This window comes from Streptomyces pristinaespiralis (assembly GCF_001278075.1).
GTDB classification, from domain to species: Bacteria; Actinomycetota; Actinomycetes; order Streptomycetales; family Streptomycetaceae; genus Streptomyces; species Streptomyces pristinaespiralis.
Map to the genome: position 1 here is coordinate 7,855,191 of NZ_CP011340.1, position 20,088 is coordinate 7,875,278.

At 71.1% G+C, this 20,088-nt stretch carries 11 protein-coding genes; 2 read left to right on the forward strand and 9 right to left on the reverse strand.

The features are described from left to right. Positions 1–323 precede the first annotated feature (323 nt). The 4 genes from SPRI_RS33725 to SPRI_RS33740 form a co-directional block, all read right to left on the reverse strand. Positions 324–1,136 carry a phosphotransferase enzyme family protein gene (locus SPRI_RS33725; RefSeq protein WP_086025678.1) on the reverse strand — a complete coding sequence of 271 codons (813 nt, stop codon included), beginning with the start codon at positions 1,134–1,136 and terminating at the stop codon, positions 324–326. Positions 1,137–1,394: 258 nt separating this feature from the next. Then, positions 1,395–2,624 (reverse strand): GNAT family N-acetyltransferase, encoded by a 1,230-nt coding sequence (locus SPRI_RS33730; RefSeq protein WP_037775471.1) that lies wholly within the window; start codon positions 2,622–2,624, stop codon positions 1,395–1,397. Between the two features lie 148 nt (positions 2,625–2,772). Further along, positions 2,773–4,800 (reverse strand): CocE/NonD family hydrolase, encoded by a 2,028-nt coding sequence (locus SPRI_RS33735; RefSeq protein WP_005321092.1) that lies wholly within the window; start codon positions 4,798–4,800, stop codon positions 2,773–2,775. 91 nt (positions 4,801–4,891) lie between these two features. Then, complete coding sequence (locus SPRI_RS33740; RefSeq protein ID WP_005321093.1) at positions 4,892–6,211, reverse strand: ATP-grasp domain-containing protein; 1,320 nt, start codon at positions 6,209–6,211, stop codon at positions 4,892–4,894. A gap of 366 nt (positions 6,212–6,577) precedes the next feature. On the opposite strand from SPRI_RS33740, the gene SPRI_RS33745 reads away from it, so the two are divergent. Both SPRI_RS33745 and SPRI_RS33750 read left to right on the forward strand, forming a co-directional pair. Continuing rightward, complete coding sequence (locus SPRI_RS33745) at positions 6,578–7,120, forward strand: GNAT family N-acetyltransferase (RefSeq protein ID WP_005321095.1); 543 nt, start codon at positions 6,578–6,580, stop codon at positions 7,118–7,120. Positions 7,121–7,348: 228 nt separating this feature from the next. Continuing rightward, complete coding sequence (locus SPRI_RS33750) at positions 7,349–8,623, forward strand: wax ester/triacylglycerol synthase domain-containing protein (protein WP_005321097.1); 1,275 nt, start codon at positions 7,349–7,351, stop codon at positions 8,621–8,623. A gap of 194 nt (positions 8,624–8,817) precedes the next feature. Here the strand turns inward: SPRI_RS33750 and SPRI_RS38635 are convergent, their stop codons facing one another. From SPRI_RS38635 to SPRI_RS33770, 5 genes are all read right to left on the reverse strand, one after another. Further along, a complete protein-coding gene (locus tag SPRI_RS38635; protein ID WP_324616033.1) occupies positions 8,818–11,619 on the reverse strand; it encodes a peptidoglycan-binding domain-containing protein in 2,802 nt (933 codons plus the stop codon). Beyond that, the gene (locus SPRI_RS39905; protein ID WP_107082453.1) at positions 11,588–13,324 is read right to left on the reverse strand and encodes a hypothetical protein; all 1,737 of its coding nucleotides are present in this window, start codon (positions 13,322–13,324) and stop codon (positions 11,588–11,590) included. The genes SPRI_RS38635 and SPRI_RS39905 overlap by 32 nt, the downstream gene beginning before the upstream one ends. Before the next feature lie 18 nt (positions 13,325–13,342). Then, positions 13,343–16,228 (reverse strand): hypothetical protein, encoded by a 2,886-nt coding sequence (locus tag SPRI_RS33760; RefSeq protein WP_037775475.1) that lies wholly within the window; start codon positions 16,226–16,228, stop codon positions 13,343–13,345. 455 nt (positions 16,229–16,683) lie between these two features. Beyond that, positions 16,684–18,024: an amidase domain-containing protein gene (locus SPRI_RS33765; RefSeq protein WP_037775477.1), complete on the reverse strand. Its 1,341-nt coding sequence runs from the start codon at positions 18,022–18,024 to the stop codon at positions 16,684–16,686. A 336-nt stretch (positions 18,025–18,360) separates the two neighbouring features. Then, positions 18,361–20,055, reverse strand: a complete 1,695-nt coding sequence (locus SPRI_RS33770; RefSeq protein ID WP_050791627.1) for a multicopper oxidase family protein — start codon at positions 20,053–20,055, stop codon at positions 18,361–18,363. Positions 20,056–20,088: the final 33 nt, after the last annotated feature.

A 20,088-nucleotide genomic window follows, 5' to 3' on the forward strand; every position in this document is an offset into this window, starting at 1 on the left:
ACGGCTTCCAGCTCCGCGTCCGGTCCCGCTTCGGGCCCGTGTCCGGTCCCGCTTCGGGCCCGTGTCCGGTCCCGCTTCGGGCCCGCGCCCGGTCCCGCTTCGGGCCCGCGCCCGGCCCGGCGGCGGGCCGCGCAGCCTGATCGCAGCCCCCAGACGCAGACGCGGGCACCTGGTTGGGTGAGCGCTCTCCCGGGCGCCCCGCCCCGCCCGTAACAAGCTGTTGCAAGCCGCTGACCGGTCCGCCGACCAGGCCGCTGACCTGCGGTGACCAGCGCCGCGTCGGTCGGCGCCCGATCTCCCCACGCCCACCCCCAGGGCCGCGGTCAACCAGCCGTATCGGGCCCGTCGCGATCGAGTGCCGCTCGGATCTGAGCGAGCCACTCCGTGCCCAGCCGGCGCCCGTTAGGGAGTCGGTCGTCCCGGTCCCAGCGCCACGTCGTGATCATCGCCAGCACGAGGATCCGGCACTCGCGGAGCACGTTTTGATCGACACCCGGATAATGCTCGCCGACTTCTTCCGGCGCGTGGGCGAGGTCGAATTCCACGGGTCCACGGCAGCACGTCTCAAGGTCGATGAACAGCAGCCCGTTCTTCGTGGCGAGCACATTGCCCGGGTGCGGCTCGCCGTGCAGCAGTTGCTCGGCGCCGCCGCGCTCGCCGATCGCTCGGCTCAGGTTTCGTAACGTGTCGGCGAGCAGCTCCCGGTCCGCGTCGGCGAGCAACGGAGTGCGGTCACGATCGGCCACGAGTCGTTGCGCCTGCTCGACCCGATCCGTGAAGTGCGGCGCAGGGACGTCGAGTTTGCGCATGCCTGCATGCAGCCGCTCGAGCGCATCGGCGTAGTCGGCAGGTGGGACCTCTTGAGCGGTCCCGGGGTCGTAGTAGGTCCACAGCGTGACGACGAAGCCGTCGCGCTCGTGGACGCGTGGCTCCACCCGAGGCTCGAGAACAGCCACCGGGCACCCGGCCTCGGACAGCCCCTGGGCAAGGTCGACCTCGAACTGTGCGACCTGATGCGCCGCAGGTGCCACTCGGGCCAGGACGTCACAGGGCAGCAGACGCAGAGTGAGCTTGTTCGAGTCGTGAAGGACGATCGCGTCGTCGACCGTCAGGTCGAGTGACGAGGCGATCGACATGGCCGCGGCCACCGCGCGCGGTACCTCTGACGCTTGCACCGTCGCCTGGTCCTTTCTCCCTCGAGTCTCCCTCGAGCGCTGCCACAACTCTCCTGGCGGTGCGGCCTGCCACCATATGAAGCTGTCGACGCCACAGCCGCCGTGGTCCGCGAGCACGGCCAGGACCGGTGCAGCACGGCCGGAACCGGTCCAGCACGGCCGGAACCGGTCCAGCACGGCCGGAACCCGTGCGGCACGGCCGGAACCCGTGCGGCACGGTCAGAACCAGTGCAGGCAGTGCGGGGGACGGTCGGCGCGGAAGAGGGCGTCAGCGAGGGCGGCCGCGTCCGGGTTGTGGGCCCGGATGTGTCCGGCACGTACGAGGGTGCTCGGGGTGGTGCCGCCGAGGTAGACCGAGCCCAGGTCCCTCACGTCCAACGACAGGTCGGGCTCCCGGTCCGTCGGGACGCATTCGGCCTTGCTGTCGCGGACGGTGAGCAGGTAGCGGCCGTGTTCGCCGAGGAACGGGTCGTGGACGTCGAGGACGAGCTCGCCGTCCGTGAACCAGCCCCGCGCGGTCAGCGCACGCGGGACGTCCAGCAACCGCACCCAGAGCCAGTCGGTGTCGCTCACCTGGGCGGCGCGGAAGTCCGCGAACTGATGGCGCAGCGGGTGCCCGGGCGGGAGATGCTTGAACACGACCTCGGTGACCAGGTCGTGCCGGAGCACGAACCGGGCCAGGGCCGTGAAGGCGGCGTCGTCGGTGGCGACGGTCTCGTCGACCGTCAGGGTGCCGGACTCGACCGAGTAGGCGGCGTACCCGTCCGGGACACCGTCGGCGTCCCGGTGGAGGGCGATGTAGCGCGGCGCCGGCGAGACCGGGGGCTGGCCCGCGCCCGAGGCCCACCAGCGGTGCGGCCGGGACAGCGCGCCGGGCTGTGCGCGGCGGTACCGGTCGTAGACCTCCTCCAGGATGTCGACGCACTCGGCACGCCGCAGCACCTCGACCGAGCCCGTGTCCGGTCCGGTCGCCGGGGCGTCGGCCGTTGCGCGCGCCCGGGGGAGGGCGAAGGCAGCTTCGTGGCACGGCACCGTCATCCGCTGCGTGTAAGTCGCCGGTCCGTAGCCGAACCGGCCGTAGATCAGCGCCTCGGAGGCGAGCAGCACGGAGAGGAATTCCCCCCGGCCCCGCAGCTCGGTGAGCTGATGCCGCATCATCGCGCTGAGCACGCCCTGGCGGCGGTGCGAGGGCAGGACGCCGACGGCGGTCACCCCGGAGGCCGGGACGACGGTCTCACCGGGCAGGGTGAGCTCGAAGGAGTACGCGCCGGCGGTGCCGACGGGCCGCCCGTCCGCAGCTTCGGCGAACAGGTTGCGGCCCATTTCGAGCGCCGACCACCAGACCCCGCCGCCGTCATCCGCCGGGGTTTCCGGGAAGCGTCCGAACGCGACATGAAGCGTGTCGACGAACAGGCCGAGATCCTCGTCGGTCGTGGGACGGATCTTCATCGCTGCTGCCTCCCCGGATACGGGCACCACGGATCATGGTGTCCCCGCCACAGTGCAGCGCCGGCCCGTGGCCCGGTCAAGCGAATAACGCCCGGGCCAGGGGCCGTTCACGGCGCCGCCCGGTCAGACCCAGGGCTGCCCGGCTCCCTCAGAGGTGGTCGCGGGGCAGTGTCTCGTTCCATGTGCGGGAGAAGACCCGCCGGTCGTTCTCGTAGCCGTCCAGAGTGGCGTCGACGAAGAACTCGGTCTCGCTCGACGTCAGCGCGGTACGGGTCTCCACCCGCACGTCCCAGTCGTCCCGGCGGAAGTGCATGGTCCAGGCGCTCTCCCCGCTCACCGACGTGAAGTCGTCGGCGACCGCGCTGTACTTCTCGTACGCCCGCAGGCCCACGTCGAGGCCGATGTCGTCGTAGCGCACCATGCCGCGGTCCTTGACGATCTCGAGCGCGGACCGGTAGCCGACCAGGTCCCGGGTGACCTCCCAGCGCTGTTCAGGGGGCGTGAGCCGGGTGGTGGTGAGGGGCTCTGTGCCCTCGGGCTCGTCGAACGGACGCTGGGGGAGGTGGTCGGGCGCGCTCGCCGGCCGCAGCGGCAGCGTCAGGCTGCTGGTGCCCTCGTAGACGCTCAGCAGCACCGGGCGGGGCGGTGGCCAGGCGAGCGGCCAGTAGGAGGTGGACAGCGACAGCCGGATGCGGTGGCCGGGCGGGAAGGCCTGTGCCACGCCGTTGAGTTGGACGGTGGCCCGGTAGCGGGCGCCCGGTTCCAGCGGCTCCGGCACTCCCGTCCCCTCACGGTGGGTGAGGTTGAGCAGGCCGTAGGTGACGCGGGTGGCGCTGCCGTCGGGGGCCACGTCCGACAGCCGTGCGGCGACCATGGCGACCGGTTCGCTCACCGACAGGTCCAGTTCCACGCTGGGGGATCCGAGGATCTCGACGCGTTCGGTGAGGGCGTCGGTCTCGAAGACCAGGGAGCCGCCGTCCTCCTCCCGCTGGTCGTAGGGCAGGTCCGGCGGGGCGTTGTAGGAGGCCCATTTGCCGGCGAACTGCCCGACGGACAGCGGCGACTGCACGGTCATGGCGTCCTTGCTCGAGGTCGCCTCACCGGGAGCGCCGATGCGGTGCCGGCTGAGGGGATGGGCGGTCGGCTCGACATGCGGCGACGGCCAGGCGGGTTCGCCCACCCAGCGGCCGGGCCGGGACTCGTACGAGGTGGAGGGCGGCACGCTGTCCTGCATCCAGGTCCGGAGCATCGGCCCCTCCATGACCCCGTTGTCGATGCCCTTGAGCCAGTGGTCCCACCAGGCGACGACCTCTTGCAGGTAGCCGATGGCAGGGCCCGGCTCGCCGAGGTGGGGATACTTGTGCGACCACGGGCCGATCAGGCCCTTGCGCGGCACGTCCAGGTTCCCCAGCAGACGCGTCACCGCGTTGGAATAGCCGTCCGCCCAGCCGCTGGAAGCCAGCACGGGGCACTGTACGGCCTGGTAGTCCTCGCAGACCGACGCGTGCTGCCAGTACGCGTCGCGGCGCTGGTGACTCAGCCACGCAAGCGCCCACGGGCGGGTGTTCTCCAGGCGTTCGTGCCACATCTCGCGCCAGCGCTCGCCGACGACGGCGGGGTCCGGCGGGCAGGTGGCGTAGGCGAACATGGTGCCGGCCTCTGCCAGGTTGTCCGACAGCAGGGCACCGCCCATGTAGTGCATGTCGTCGGCGTACCGGTCGTCGGTGAAGGACGCGATGACGATGGCGCGCAGGCTCGGCGGCCGGCGGGCGGCGACCTGGAGGGCGGCGAACGCGCCCCAGGAGATGCCCATCATGCCGGTGTTCCCGTCGCACCAGGGCTGCTCCGACAGCCACGCGAGGATCTCCTCGGCGTCGCTCTGCTCCCGCTCCAGGTACTCGTCCGCCAGCACCCCTTCCGACTCGCCGGTGCCCCGCAGGTCGACCCGGACGCAGGCGTAGCCGTGACCGGCGATGTACGGGTGGTGCACGGAGTCGCGTACCGAGGACAGGTCCCGCTTGCGGTACGGGATGTACTCCAGCACGGCCGGTACCGGCTCGGCGTCGGAGGAGACGGGACGCCAGATCCGGGCCGACAGGCAGACGCCGTCGGACATGGGGACGGCGACGTGCTCCTCTTCGGTTGTCGCGTGGGGCAGGTTGCTCACATAACGCATACGGCCGGCCCTCTCCCTCCTTTTTCAGGCTCGGCTGGGCGGCTGCCCAGGATGCTGTCCGGCACACCGGTCCGACCGGACCGGGGCTGCCTCAGGCGTTCTTCCGGTCGTCGCCGTGGCCGTCACCGTCGGGAGCGGGCCGGGAGAAGGTCAGGTTCAAGGCGGCCACGCAGCGGTCGTACTTGTCGCGCAGGTCCTCTTCGCTGTCGCCGCCGGTGAAGATGTGGGCCAGTTCGAAGCTGTAGCTGTCCTGCTCGTGCATTTGCGACAACTGCTGGCCCTCCTCGGGCACCATGTCGATCCGCACGCCCGGGATCTCCCGCTCGATACGCCTCAGGTCGGCGTCCGAGGGCACGTCGTGCACGACACCGTCGGCGAACCACCGGTAGTACCACTTGGCCGCCGTCTTGTAGCGACCGGCGCCGTCGGGCAGCTCGGGGTTCTTGCCGAGGGCGAGGCTGAGCATGCAGTGGTGGTTGGGCACACCGTCGACGTACTCGAACAGTTCGGCGTGCGACTGGGAGTGCCGGGGGTTGATCTCCAGCAGGTTGATCGCATCGGTCCGCGGGTCGTAGAAGTACTCGATGCTGAACGTGGCCGCGTCCATACCTATCTGCCGTATCACTCGCTCGGAGACCTCGTGCAGCCGCCGCACGACGGGCTCGGGGAGCGTGGAGGGGTACTGGTGGCGCAGGAAGGACGAGCTGTCGGGATAGTTGATGGAGTCCAGTGCGCCGTAGACGGTGACCTCGCCGTGGTGGACGTAGCCCTCGACCGCGACCTGGATGCCGGACAGCGCCTCCTCCGCGAGACACACCTGGCCCCCGACGCCCTGCATCTCCGGCGGCAGGTCCAGCCGGTCGAGGATGTACTGGAACGGGCGGCCGACGCGGGCGACGCCCTGGCGGATCTCGTCCACGGCCGCGCGGAACTCCTCCTCGTTCTTCACACCGAAGGCGAGTTCCGACGAGTACGACAGCGCGGGCTTGAGCCACATCGGGAAACGGACACCCTCGGGCGGGCGCGGATCCTGCGACTCCAGGTCGACCCGCCCGAAGCGCGGGTGCTCCTCCACGACCTTCTGCTGCTCCAGGCGGCTCCAGTACTTGTGCTCGCACTTGACGACCGACTCGAGAGAGGTGCTGCGGGTGCCGTATCGCTCGCTCAGGATCGGTACGAGTGTGCTCACGGGGAAGTCCCAGTACCCGACGATCGCGTCGATGGTTCCGTCGAACGCGTCCAGGATGCCTTCCGCCTTCTCCAGCAGCGCGGGCACCGACACCTCGCCGACCTGTAGTTCCTGCGTGGTCAGGAGCGGGTGGAAGCGGTACTCGCGGGCATCGGGCACGCTGTGCAAGGTGTCCAGATTGGCGTCGTCCAGACCGATCACGAAAATGTTCTTCTTGGGCACTGACTCTCCTCTGTTCGGCGAAGACCGCTGCTCATCGGGGATGTCCCCCGGCTACCCGCCGCCCCGCGCGACATGCGGCACGTGTCCGGCCCGCCCGGTGCGGGGGCAGGGCGGCCGGCGACCACCGGATCCGGTCGTGGAGGATCCGGGACGGCCTCGTCGAGGTCCACGTCGTCGATGCGGGAGAGCCGGCGCCGGGGGACGCCGGCGACCGGACCGGGCGCCAGGGACTCGATCAACGGCAGGGGCAGCGGGGTGAGTACGCAATCGCCTCGCGCATGAGCCGCCGCGCGATCTACCCTCGCGGCCATGACGTCACACGACGCGCCTGAAGGCTCCCGGATCGCTCCCGATGGTGCCGGGCCGGTGATCCGGCAAGAAACCGCTGACGATCACCGAGATGTGCGCGAGGTTCATACGCGCGCCTTCGGTGACAGCGATCGGGTTCCCGGGCTCGTGGAAGCACTGCGCGTCGCGGAGGCCGCATTGGCGCCGATGTCCTTTGTCGCTGTCGTCGACGGCCGGGTCGTCGGGCATGTCCTGCTGAGCGCGACGCGGTTGGACGCTCCGCGCCGGATCGTGGACGTCCTGTCGCTGTCACCGCTGGGCGTGGTCCCGGAGTTCCAGCGTCAGGGCATCGGTACGCAGCTCATCGCCCATGCCCTCGAGGCGGCCGACAGCCAGGGTGTGCCGTTGGTGTTCCTGGAGGGTTCGCCGCGCTACTACGGCACGCGCGGCTTCGAGGCTGCCGGCGCCGTGGGCTTTCGTTCGCCGTCGCTGCGCATCCCTGAAGCCGCGTTTCAGGTCGCCCGGTTGTCCGCTCACGAGCCGTGGATGACGGGCACCTTCGTCTATTCAGAGGCCTTTTGGGCCTTCGACTGCGTCGGCCTGCGCGACCCCGAGGTCTGAGGGGATACCCGACTCGACCTGATCTCCAGGGCCGTCCTCAACCGCGAACATCGTCGTCGGGGCGGACGAGGCAGGCGTAGTCACGCTGTGACAGCGGCGCGGCCGGCCTCGCTTGTATCCCCCTGTCCGCGCTGCCAGGGCCTCCAGTGCTCTGTCACACGGTCGGACACCGCGGACGAAAACGCAGCAATCCGGACTGAATCGCCCTGCGGGGCGTAGGGTCGGCGCGTGGAGGGATCGAAGCGACTCAGTGCCGACGACGCCCGGCTCCTGGAGCTCGAGTCGGTGGCGATCGCCGGTCATACGCTGAAGATGGTCCTGCTCGAGCCGGCCGGCACCCCGCTCGACCTCGATCGACTGCGTGAAAGCGTCGACGCGAGACTCGCGGCCGGCTCCCGCGGCCGCGAACGCGTGGCGCTCCCCGCCGCCCACTGGGTCGCCGACGACGAGTTCGACATCGCCGCCCACGTCCGCCGCCGGGACGGCACCGCGGGGATCGACGAGCGTGGCGTCTGGGCGGTGGCCGGTGAGCTGATGTCCGAACGGCTCGATCACCGCCGCCCGTTGTGGGCGTTCGACGTCCTCGGTCCGCTCGCCGACGGCCGCGAGGCGGTCGTCGCGCGCATCCACCACGCGATGGCCGACGGGATCAGCTGCCTGCGCTTCCTCGACGACGTCATGTGGGAGCCGTCGGGCGACGCGCCGTCGCCGCCTCGCGCGGCTGCCGTGCCCGCGGCGGGCGGACCGCCGGGTCACGAGTTGCGCCGTCTTCCCGCGACGCTCCTGCGCGAGCTGGGCCACCGTGCGGGGGACTCGGTGCTCGACCGGAGGATCGGCGCAGCGCGCGAGCTCGCGTTCACCACCGCGCCGCTTGCCGAGCTGAAGGCGATCGGCGCTTCGCGACCCGGCAGGGCCACGGTCAACGACGTCCTGCTCGCGTCGGTCTCCGGCGCCCTGCGTGCCTGGCTCACGGGCGCCGGTGAACGCGTCGGCAGACTCAGGGCCCAGGTGCCCGTCAGCCTCCACCACCGCGACGAGGGCCCGGCCGACCTGGGCAACCGCGACTCGTTCCTGAACGTCGACCTGCCGCTCGCCGAGCCCGATCCGCTGGCCCGCCTCGACCGGATCAGCACCGGAACGGCCGTCCGCAAGGCCGCCGGTGACGCCCAGGAGCTCTACGACCTCTTCCACGCCCTCGCCCGCTGTCCGCCGCTCGAGCGCGCCGTCGAACGCGTCACCGCGGGCCCGCACGGGTTCAGCCTCTCGATCTCCGACGTGCCGGGTCCGCGCGGGGCGCTCGCGGTGACCGGCCGCCCGGTCGAGAAGCTGTACTCGGTCGCCGAACCGGCGCAGCGCCACGCGCTCCGGGTCTCGGCGATCTCCTACGCGGGCACGGTCGGCGTGGGCATCTGCACCGATCCCGGGGCGCTGCCAGGGATCACCGGGCTCGCCGACGCGATCAGCGGCTCGATCGACGAACTCCGGCGGGCCGCGATCGGCTAGCGCCCGCGTGGTCGTGCCCGGCGAGCGCCGGTCCCGTCGCACGCGCTCCGTCCAGGGCCGCGCCAGGGAAGAAGCGTGTCACCCCCCCGCGTGCACCCCGCTGGACGGGAAGCCCGAGCCACGCACTCGAGCGCGCACGCGGCCCGACGCACCGGAGCGCACGCGGCCCCGGGCGACTCGTCGCGTTCCGCGGATCAGCGGTGGGGGAACCTGTCGTGGTGCGAATGCCGCCCGCGGTGGTCGTCGTGCCCGTCGCGGCCTTCACGCCCTTCGTGGCCTTCACGCCCTTCGTCCCTGTGGTGGTCCTCGCGTTCGCGCCGCCCGGAAGCGATCCCGACGGTGTCGCAGTAGATCACCGGCCCCGGCGACGTGGTCGGTACGGAGCCGTCGGCCGGGATGCCCTCGGTCTCCACGACCAGCAGACGCAGCGGCCCCCCGCGTCGCGCGGACGGAACCGGCACCTGGCCCGTGTAGAAGGGCCGGGTGGCGGACTCCGCGTCGATCGAGGTCAGTTCGGTGACGGTGTCCTCGACGTCGACCCAGCCCAGATCCTCGTCCGTGACGGCGCCGTGGCGGCGCTGCAGCGTGGCGGTGATCCGCGGCGGCAGCGAACCGGTGGGGTCCCAGGAAGGGCCGGTGACACTGACGTCCAGCGACTCCCCGGTCCGCACGCGCAGTTCCCGGTCCGGCAGGGTGCGCACCAGGTCGGCGAGGACGACCGGCGACATCTCGGCCCCGGGGACGGCGTCCGGCTGGTATCGGACCAGGGCGAGCCGGACGAAGGGCAGACAGGCGTCCTTGGTGTCCAGTTCCAGATCGCAGAACCAGCGGCCGCCCTCCACGCTGTCGTCGAACTGCGGGGCGAAGCCCATGACCGTGACGGTGAGCGGACCGGAGGGCGTGGCCAGGGGGAGGGGCGGGGACTGTCGCACCGCGTTGGTGAACACCTCGGGGGTCGGGGCGACGACCGGCGCGGAGCGGTGCACGGGGTCGCGGCCCATCAGGGTGACGTGGGCGTCCCGTACCGATGCCGGGTCGCCCCCGGGAGGCTCGCCGAGGACCACTCCGAGCAGTTCGCCGTCTCCGGAGGAGAACCAGGGACGCCCCAGGTACACCCGTATCCCGCCGCCGCGCCGGCGGTGGACGACGGCATCGAGTGCGTCGCTGTCCTCCTCGAGCGCGAGGGTGGGTATGCAGTACAGCACCCGCGGCGCCGTCGGGGGCGCGCTGCTCGGCACCGAGTGTTCCGCCGCCTCGCCCTGCACGGTCAGCGCGTTGTGGCCGGGTGCGGCGAACTGCGGGGGGAAGTAGTCGCCGAACCTGCTGCCGGCCAGCGGGCGGTAGCGCACCGTCCGGTGCTTGGTGTCGCCGAACTCGTGCTTCTCCGGTACGGGTGGGATCTTGCCCCCGCTCGCCTTCGACCTCTCCTCCGCCGCCTGGGTGCTGAAGGTCAGGACGCCGTTCCGGAGCAGGGACGGCTCGGCCTCCGGGACCCCTTCACGGCTCACCCCCGCCGTCAGGAGGCCGAACACCGGGACGGCCGTCGTGCGGGTGTCGCGGCCGGTGGGACCGGCGTCCGTCACCTCGGTCCACTCCGCGACCACGTCGATCCGGTCCGTACTGGCCTCGTCCAGCGCGACGGTGCCGGCGAGATGCTCGGCCGTCGCACCGGAGGCGCGCGGGGTCGCCAGATCCGTCAATTGCAGCACCGGTGCCCGCAACGGCTGTTGTACCGCGTGGACGAGCGTCAAATCCTGCCAGGGCGTGAACATCCAGTGCCGGCCGGCCGCGGCGACTTCCAGGGCGTGGTCGGCTCTGCGTACCTCTTCGGCCTGCCTGGCCGCCGCCTCCTCCTCCGTCTCCGGCGCGAGTCGCGGCGGTGGCTGCGGGATCTCCCGGCACCAGGAGGCCATACCCATGACGTCCTCGTCGAAGTCGATCAGGGAGCACATCCGGACGGGAGCCACGACGCCTTTCGGCAGTGACACCGTCAGCACCCGTGACGCCTCGTCGAAGTGGGGCGGAGCGTTCCCTTCTGCCAGCCGCAGCCTGAACGACTCGGGCCGGTGCCAGACCTCGCCGCCCCAGCGGACCGTGAACGGCTCGCCCGGAGGCGTCCCCGGCAGGTCCAGGAAGACGGCTCCGATGGACAGCGGATCGGGAAGGTAGGGCAGTTGGACACGCTCGCCCGTGTGCAGGGCGGTCCTCGCCGGGTGCTCGGGGTCCGCCGCCGGCGACCGGACGGTTTCCAGCTGTACGTTCGGCTGGGACGGGTCGTCGAGCGACCCGCTCTCCCGCGCGGCCAGTTCGTAGACCGTGTCCTGGACGGCCTGATCGGTGGAGCCGACGGCCGCGTCCAGCAACCCGTGCCACTCGACGCACTGCAACGACGCCTTCGGTGCCACCACATGGCGTTCGTCGGTCCCGTGATACGGGACGTGGCCCTCCGCGGTGACCAGCGGCGACCGGTTGAACTCCGCGGCGTACTCCTCGGCGGTCCTGCCCGTGTGGTCGGCCGTGGGCGGGGGACCGGCGCCGTCCGCCGGGCCGGCCTCGCAGTCGACGGTGAAGCCGCCCTTGCGCCCGAGCTCCGTGAGGGACCGGCAGCCGGGGTTGCCGTCGGCGTCCCGCCCGGTGAAGCCCTGGGCGCGCTGCTCGGCGGCGTACGCGGCCCTGGTGTGCTCCCCGAAGACGCCGTCCGCGCCGCCGACCAGGCTGTGTCCCAGGGCCATCAGGGCCTCTTGGACGGTGCGTACGTCGTCGTTGGTGTTGCCGAACCGGACACGGGCCAGGGAGACCGGCACCTCGGCGCCCGCGCCGTCCGGGGGAGCGGCAGGGGGCGGCCCGGCTCCGGGGCTGCTCCGGATCACCATCCGGAATGCGGAGGTGCCTTCCCCTGGAGGCACCCGGAGCGCCACGGCGGGCGCCGGAACGGCCTCGTAGCGGTGGAAGACCAGCAGTCCTTCACCGGGGAGTGCCAGGTCCTTCCCGTCCATGAGCGCGTCGGCCTCGGTCACGTCCGGGCCGTTGCCCGCCAGATCGACGGTGCGCAGCCGCACCCGGTACCGGCGGCCGAAGCGCAGCCTCGGCAGCGTGCCGGGCCGCACCTTGGCGGTGATCTCCAGCGGCAGCGCGGTCGCCGCCTTGTTGGCGACCTCCACCGGCCTGTTGGGAGGTATGTGGTCCTCGACCGAACCGTTGTCGATGTCCAGGACCAGGCCGGCGGGGAGCGGACAGCGACCATCCCTCCCAGGTGACGATCTGCTCGGGCACATAGAGGCGGGAGTCGGGGGCATCGGACGGCGGGGCGGCCAGGTTGGCCTGGAAGAAGCCCTCGTCGGAGGCCGTGAGCAGGAGCGGTCCGCCGTCCGGCCGCCGGTACTCCACCTCGCGCTCGTGCAGCGAGAACCACCGCTGCCGCTCCTCGTCCCAGATGTCCATCCGGTGGCCGCGGACCAGGTCCTGGGCGACCAGTTCCGGAGCGGCGGGGCGCGGTGGTGCCTCCGGAGCGGCGGGGCCCGGCGCCGCGGGGTCCACCGGGTGTTCCCGGGCGACGACCGCCGTGAAGGCCCCGTCGTGCTCCGCGGCCTTCACGAACTCCTCGTCGAGGCTTCCCAGGCGGCCGTCCCGGACCAGTGAGAGCCCTTGGGTGCGCACGGGGAACAGTCCGGTGCCTGCCGAGGACGTCTGCATCATCTTGAGCGCAGCGCCGTCGATGTCGGCCTGCTCGACGGAGAACTTCGACTCGGGCAGCGCCACCACGCCCCGGGCCGGTGACGCCAGCGGGTCGGCGGCGGTGAGGGAGCGCGCCCCGGGGACGAAGGCACGGCGGTCGGGAAGGAGCACGTACCGGGTGCGCGGGGACACGTCGTACGAGTCCTTCCGCCGGGCGGGGGTCCAGTGCGGAGTGACGCTCAGGAACCGCTCGCCCGAGGAGGCGGGCAGCCGGTCGGCGGGCAGGACGAAGTCCAGGACCAGGCCGAGGCGCCGGAGCAGCGCCGGGTGGTCGCCCAGTGAAGTGAGCATCTGGTGGAAGTCGACTTCGGGCAACGCGGGAGGTGGCGGGGAGGTGTCCGTGCCGGCGACCCCTACCGTCTTCCTGACCTGGTGGAATTCCATCATTTCGTTCATCGCCGCGGCCATGGAACCGTCCTGCGGGGCGGTGTCACCGGTTGCCGCGGCGATACTCTCGACGCCCTCGACGCCCGTCGCCGCTGCGGCACGCAGCGGGCGCATCGCCTCCTCCGCCGCGGGCAGCGCCTCGGGCGAGGCCTTGGCCGCCTCGGCGTAGACGGTCCTGGTGGCTCGGCCGACGCCCCGGGCGGAGTAGGTGCGGAAGTCCCGCTGCCGCGCGTCCTCGAAAACATAGGGCTCCACCGGGGTGTCCCCCCGGAAGAGAGACGTCCACAACTCGGTTTCGGGCGGCGGGCCTTGGGGCTCCATCGGGGGTGCGACGGGCACGGGGGGCGCGGAGGCGTCGTCTGCGGTGGCGAACTCGAACTTGGCGGCCTTGGCCCGTTCCGGCCAGGTGACGAGGTCGGGGAAGTGGTCCAGGGTGGTGCTGCGGTTCCCAGCCCCGGCGTCCTCTTCGCCCGCCGTCACCAGCCGGGGGGCGACGAACACCGACACCCGGACCTGGCTGCCGTCGTCGGAGAACCCGGCAGGGAGAACGGTCAGGTTGATGTGCTGTTCGAACGGCATGCTCGTCTCCCACGGGTGTCACGGGGCGAACGCCAGGCAGTAGTCCCGCCAGTGGCCGGGCCGGACGCAATCGGTGAAAGTGGGGTCGCCCGGCGCGCCGGAGAAGCTCCGCTCCAGGCGGAGCTGAACGGACTTGCTGAAGAAGGCGATCCGTACGCTGACCGTCAGGGTGCCCCTGCCGCGGACCACCGACTGGCCGCCCACCTTCTCCCACGAGAGCTCGAGGTAGAACTCTACGGACACCGTGACGATTCCCAGCACGGACAGAAAGCCGTTGCACCGCAGATATCCGCCGAGGAACACGCCGTCCCCCTCGAGGGCGAAGCGGATGCCCGCCATGATCGACACACCGCCGCTCGCGACGCCGAGGTTCAGTGCCGCGTTGCCGCCGAATTCCAGAGCGCCCTCGATCTGCTTCACGCCCTCCGCGTCCACCAGCATCGAGAAGTAGCCGCCGCCGCCGAACAGGGAGACGGTGACGTTGAAGGGGTGCTGGCGCTCGGAGACGGAGAAGCGGAACGAGACGGGCCGGGCGTCGAAGGGAACCGAGAGCTCGGCCGAGAGCGAGACGTTCGACAGGGTGAAGACACCGAGACCGATGGCCGGGAGCGCCAGTTCGTAGCCGGCACGGATGCCGGACGGCTGGACGTCCACGTAGGCGCCGCTGCCGAAGGCGTCGGCCGGAAGGGCGCTGCGAAGGGTGTTGATGAATTCCAGCTCTTTCTTGAACCGCAGTTCCAGCCCGCTCGCCGACACGTCGGGCTTCTTCCCCGGGCCGGTGCTGAACGTCAGATCGGCGATCTCCACCTCGGCGACACCGGCGAACTTCAGCGCGAAGTTGGTCAGTCTGCCCTGCACGGTGGCCTTGTCGACGGCGTCCTTCGAACGGATGGTCCGTGCGTCCAGGGTCAGCGCGGCGTGCGACACGTCGAGGATGTCCTGGCCACCCTGCGGCTGTTTCAGCAAGGGCTTCCACACGTAGCGCAGCTCCTTGCCCTGTCCGTCCGCGAGGTCGCGGACGCGCAGCACGGGCGCCGGCAGCAGGCCGTCGGGCGCGCGCAGAAGGGCCTCGATCTGCTCGTCGCCCAACTGCCGCAGTGTCCCGAGGCTGTTCTTGTCGATGCCGCCCAGGATGCGGTCGAGGTCGATGAAGCCGAGCAGCTTGGCGCCCGCGAACGCCGCCTGGATCGTCTCGACGGGGAGAGCGTCGACGACTTCCCCGGTGGCCGGGTCCGCCTTGAACACATCGGGGACGACCCCCGCCTGACTGGTGATCACCTTGACCGCCGCGTTGGGACTCGCCACGCCTCCGGCCTTCTCCGCCCCGAAGGTGAGACCGACCGCCTCGACCAGATCCAGGTACGCGCCCGCCGGGTGCTTCTCCATGGTCTGACGGAGATAGGTGTCGTTGAAGTGGACAGGGAGGTCACCCGCGTTCGGGGTGAACTGCTCGACGGCGGGGACGCGTACCTTCGCGGCGGACACATAGGGCATGCCGACCACGAAGCGGTGGCCGGCCGGATCCGGGACACCGAGTCCGAAGGACAGGGCGCCGACCGCGTGGCTGGTGCTGCCGGGCGCGCCGGCGGGTGGCTGCGCCATCGCCATGACCTGGCCGCCGAGTGGCCGGCTGAGGCGGCCCTCCAGCTGCGGGCCGGGTGCGTACAGTGCGGCCAACTTCGCCCCGACCTCCGGCGTTCCGTCGGGCACGAACACCAGAGGCAGCTTGAAGCTGACCTTCCGTCCCTCGCAGTCCGTGCCGATCAAGGTGAACTCGTGGTCGCTGCCGGAGTTCTGCAGACATACCCAGAACGGGCTGTCGGCAGGGGGCTGCTGGATCAGCGGTGTGACGCGGTCGGTGATGCGCAGTGCGCGGAAGGGCATCTCGCGGCCGCCGTGCTTGAAACCGGTGTCGGCTCCGTACTGGACCTCCGGCTGCTTGACGATGATGCGGTGCTCCTGCTGCAGGTAGGCCACGATTCCGTCGTCCGGGCGGGCGACGAACACCCGCTTGCACTCCTTCACGTGCTGAGCCTCGTGGCCCGTGCTCAGGCGCCCGCGAGTGACCACACGGACGAACTGGTCACGCCCCAGGCCGGTGATGTGGTCGTACGTCACCAGATTTGGGAAGTGCCGCCCCGCCTGCTGGAACCGGACCGCTTCGGACCCCAACGGGGCCTCCCAGGCACCCCGAAGGTGCGCCGAGGCGCCCATGGGCGTGACGATGAACTGCTCGGCGTGCAGCGGCGCGCTGGGAACCACGAGAGGCGGACCGCCGCCGGGGCCTGTCAGCTCGACCCGGCCGGTGAGCGTGACGAGGTCCTCCAGATTCTCGGCGGTGAGCAGCCCGGCGGGGGGAGGCCCGCCCCGGTCCGAGGGTGTTGCGAAGGCCCGCAGCATCACCTCGTCGTCCCGGTCGTTGTGCAGCCGCGCGTGCCACAGCGCGGCCCTGCCCGCCGCCAGTTGCGGCTCCGGGTTCCCCACCCAGTCCACGGGCTCGTCGTAGGTGAGCAGCAACCGCGTGGGGAACTCGATGACCGAACGGGGGATGCCCTGGAAGATTGTCGTACCCGGGGTGTCCGGAACCTGCAGGCCGGCCGGCACGGTCATCGGCACCAGCCGCGCCCAGTCGAGCAATGAGGAGAGTGACAGTTCCAGACCGTCGATGTCGGCGGGCACGGAGAAGGCGAGGTGGGTCGGACCCGCTGTGAAGGCCTTCATGGGCGCGAGGGCGGTGGTGACGGTGTCCAGCGACGGAGGGATCTCCTCCAGCACGTGCTGCGGCGGCAGCCCGAAGAGGACGAGCGTCGGCTCGGCCGGATCCTTGCGTACGAGGCGGTGACCGTCGAACTTCAGGTTCACCAGGGTGATGTCGACGACGAGCATGTCCGCCGGGCGCACCACTCGGAACGGCCCTTCCGCGGACGCCGCGTCGTCCGGCGGCGGGCCCTGCGGCCGGTCGGGTCGATCCGGGCTCCCGGGGCCGTGATCCGGGTGCCGGTCGGGGCCGTGGTCGGGCCGGTGGTCGGGACGCCGGCGGTCCCCTCGGCCGTCACGACCCTCACGCGAGCCCTCCCGCGAACCGAAGCGCCGCCCCCCGCCTTGTCCCCTGTCCTGCCCCCCGCCGCGGCCTTCGCCACCGAGGTTCCGCACCTCCTGCCAGAGCTTTCGGCCAACAGGAAGGGGGGTGTCGGTAGACATGAGGAACGCCTCACCGGATCGTGAAGGTTTGCAGGCGGTGCTCTCACCTCCCTTCCATGCTCACTCCGATGGGGGATCCCCGCCACCGCTCGGAGCGATCCGCACGGGACGGAGTCCGGGTCCGACCTGACCGGACCCGGACTCCGCGATCGGGGCTGCTACTTCTCGAACGTGTCCTTGAGGTGGACCGGATAGTAGATCGGCGCGCGCCCCTGGCCCCCTATGCCGCCGACGGGATCCACGTCGGGCTTGTCGCCCGTGGCGATCTTCATTCCGATGCTCAGGGGCAGATTGGTCCTAGAGCCGCTGTTCTGGGAGTACGCCGGCTCGTAGAACGTGTGGCCGTTGTTCTTGATGGCGAGGACACGCGTGATGATCATCGCGTGGTCGATCTTGCCGTCCGCCGCGCCGTAAGGGTCCCAGTCCGCGAACAGCAGATCACCCTTCTCCAGTGACCACACGTCCTGGTTGTCCCCGGTGGGGTCGTCCGGCGGCCAGGTGCGCAGCCGCTCCCCACGCTTGTCGTTGATCGCGTAGGTCCACAGCCGGTAGGCGACGGACCAGGTGGTCGAAGGTCCCCTGGGGCCGAACAGGTCATTCGTCCAGGTGTTGTCGTCGTCCTTGTTCCACCCGCCCGCCTTCTCCCAGCCGCCGGCGTGGAGCGACTGGGAGACGAAGTTGGCGCAGTTGTTGTCGAACGTCTCGTAGTCCGGGTTGTGGTTTTCCACCCAGGCCGTTCTCTGTCTGCCCGTCGCGTCGGTGAACGTGTACGGAGTCTGCTTCGACCATTTCTGGGCGTACGCCGCGGCGGCGTCACGGTCGTACGTGCCCGTGTCGAGCACGCTCACATCGCCCTTGCCCTCGCCCGCGTCCGTGGCCCGGGCCTTGTTCGCGTCCGACGGCAGAGGCAGGTCCCCGAGGTCGATGGGCGGCCCGGACTCTTCGGACTCGGTGCTCGGGACCGGCGCATAAAAGACGTCCGTGATGCGCCAGGTCTTCTTCTCGCGCTCCAACGTCACCGTGTACGTGTCGTGGAGGCTGGATTCACCGATATCGTCGTTGTTCCAGTTGAGGACGGTGCCCGCGGTGAGGGTCACGGTCGCGGTGCGCCCGCGGAACCTGACCCGGCTGTCCTGGCCGAAACCGGTCAGCACCTTCGTGGCCCGCAGCCCGTTCTCGTCCTCGGCCTCGTTCGCCACGGTGGCGGGGACCGCGGCGAACCTCGCGGGCTGTGCGGCGAGCGCGCCGCCGTTCGCCCTGAGCGCGGACAGCGCGGTGCTCGACTCCGCGGGGTCCAGCCAGCCCCTGTCGCGTGCCTCGAAGTAGTCGTACACGACGCTCATCACACGCGCCTTCCGGCCGTGCAGGCCGAGGCCCGACTCGACCTGCAGCGAGGCCGTGTCGTCACCGGCGGCTCCCGCCGGAGCGGCCGGTGCCATCAGCGCCCCCGCCACACCGAGCACGACCGTGCTCGTGATCGCTCTCTTGCGAAGTCCCATGTCCTGCCCTCCTTGTCCGTCTCCCGACCGGAGAAGGAAACGGGACAGGCGGTGAGGATCTCGCTCCCCCCGTGTCCGTCCCCCGTTCACGGCCGAGCGCACGGCTGCGCGACGGCGAAGGCCGTCGCTGTGAATCCCCGCGCCTGTTCGCCCCTTGAGCTTCTCCGAGGCGGGCACGGCCGGACAGGGCGTTTCACCGAGCCCGAAAAGGCCAGCCCACCCACGGGGAACGGAATGCTCCGTTTCCGCGTCACCGACCCGCGGGCCCGGCCGGGACCCGCGTCGTGGTCCGCACCGGACCCGCTGCGCAGGACGGCAACCGGCCGGTGGGCGGGTTCACGGGCGGTAGGACAGGGTCGTCATCATGCCGGACTCCGAGTGGTAGATGTTGTGGCAGTGGAGCATCCACAGGCCGGGATTGTCGGCGTCGAAGTCGAGGACGAGTTTGTTGTGGGGCAGGACGGTGGCGGTGTCCTTGCGGGCGCCGCGGGAGTCGATGCCGGCGAGGGCGTAGGTGTGGCCGTGGAGATGGACGGGGTGCCACATGTCGGTCGCGTTGACGACGACGAGGCGTACGCGTTCGCCGCGTTCGATGTGGTGGACGCGGTCGGCCGAGTAGGGGCGGTGGTCGATGCCCCAGTCGTAGTCCTTCATGCCGCCGGTAAGGGTGAGTTTGAGGATCCGGTCGGGCCTGCGCCGGTCGAGTTCGACGGATTCGTGGGGCCGGAGCCGGCGCGCCGAGGGCAGTACGTCGCGCCACAGTTCGGCGGGCCTGACGGTGGGCCCGGGCAGTGCGCCCTTCGCCGTGCGCAGGACGGCCATCGCGGCGCCGTTCTTGCCTTCGGCGAGTGCGGTGAGCGGGAAGACGCCGTCCTTCGCCGTGATCAGTACGTCGTAACGCTCGCCCATGCCGAGGAGCAGCGAGTCGGTCCGGTGGTGGCGCACCGGGAAGCCGTCGCTGTGGGTGATCGTCATCCGGTGGCCACCGAGCGCCACACGGAACGGCGTCTCGGCACCCGCGTTGATGATGCGCAGCCGGATCCGGTCGCCGGGTCGGGCCCTGAACTGGGCCGGGTCGTCGGCCGTACGTCCGTTGACCAGGTAGTGCGGGTAGGCGACGTCTCCGGCGTGGCCGCCGAGCAACGGGCTCGTGGCGCCCGTCATCAGCCGGCCGGGCCCCTTCCCCCACTCGGGAGCGGGTGAGGCGTCGTCCCGCTCCGGCGCCCGGGCCGCCGGCGGACCGTACCCGGCCGCGACTCCTCCCGAGGGCTTCGAGGGGGCGGGCCCTGACCGGCCGGACCGGTGCTTGTGCGCGGAGCCGTGGCCCATGGCGGGCTTGCCCTTGCGGAGCTGGTCGAAGACGTCCTCGGGGGTGGAGCCGTCGACCCCGTCGATCCAGTCGTCCAGCAGGACGATCCACTCCGCGTCGTAGGCGAGGGGCTCGTTGGGGTCGTCCACGATCAGCGGCGCGTACATCCCCCGGTCGATCTGCAGGCCGAGGTGCGGATGGAACCAGTACGTGCCTGGGTGCGGGGCCCGGAAGCGGTAGGTGAACGAGCCGCCCGGCCTGATGGGCGGCTGCGTCACCTCGGGCACGCCGTCCATCTCGTTGCGCAGGGCGATGCCGTGCCAGTGCACCGTGGTGGGTTCCGACAGATGGTTGGCGAGCGTCAGCTCGAGCGTGTCGCCGGCGGTGATCCGCACCTCCTCGCCCGGCAGTTCGCCGTTGTACGTCGAGGTCCTGACGGTGCGTCCGCCGCCGATCCCCACGGTGGCCGGGGTGGCCGTGAAGCTGAGACCACGGAGCTTGCCTTCGGGGCTGGGGGTCCATGTGGGCCGGAGCTTCTTGCCGTCCGCGATGCCGGAGCCTCTGGTACCGGGGTCCGTCGCCTCACGTCCGGCGCCGCCCGCCCGGTCCGCGCCGCTGCCCGAACAGGCAGTGGACAGCGCGGATCCCGCCGCGGCGATCCCGGCGCCGAGCACGGCGCGCCGGGTCGGAGAGGCCGGACGGGTCTGATCCTGGCTGTACATGGTCCTCCGTCGGTCGGATCCGCGGGGTCCCGT

Bases quoted from the DNA above. Each gene is read 5' to 3' on its own strand.
- SPRI_RS33725 (WP_086025678.1), bottom strand. From the start codon at position 1,136: ATGTCGATCGCCTCGTCACTCGACCTGACGGTCGACGACGCGATCGTC.
- SPRI_RS33730 (WP_037775471.1), bottom strand. From the start codon at position 2,624: ATGAAGATCCGTCCCACGACCGACGAGGATCTCGGCCTGTTCGTCGAC.
- SPRI_RS33735 (WP_005321092.1), bottom strand. From the start codon at position 4,800: ATGCGTTATGTGAGCAACCTGCCCCACGCGACAACCGAAGAGGAGCAC.
- SPRI_RS38635 (WP_324616033.1), bottom strand. From the start codon at position 11,619: ATGGACGGGAAGGACCTGGCACTCCCCGGTGAAGGACTGCTGGTCTTC.
- SPRI_RS39905 (WP_107082453.1), bottom strand. From the start codon at position 13,324: ATGCCGTTCGAACAGCACATCAACCTGACCGTTCTCCCTGCCGGGTTC.
- SPRI_RS33765 (WP_037775477.1), bottom strand. From the start codon at position 18,024: ATGGGACTTCGCAAGAGAGCGATCACGAGCACGGTCGTGCTCGGTGTG.
- SPRI_RS33770 (WP_050791627.1), bottom strand. From the start codon at position 20,055: ATGTACAGCCAGGATCAGACCCGTCCGGCCTCTCCGACCCGGCGCGCC.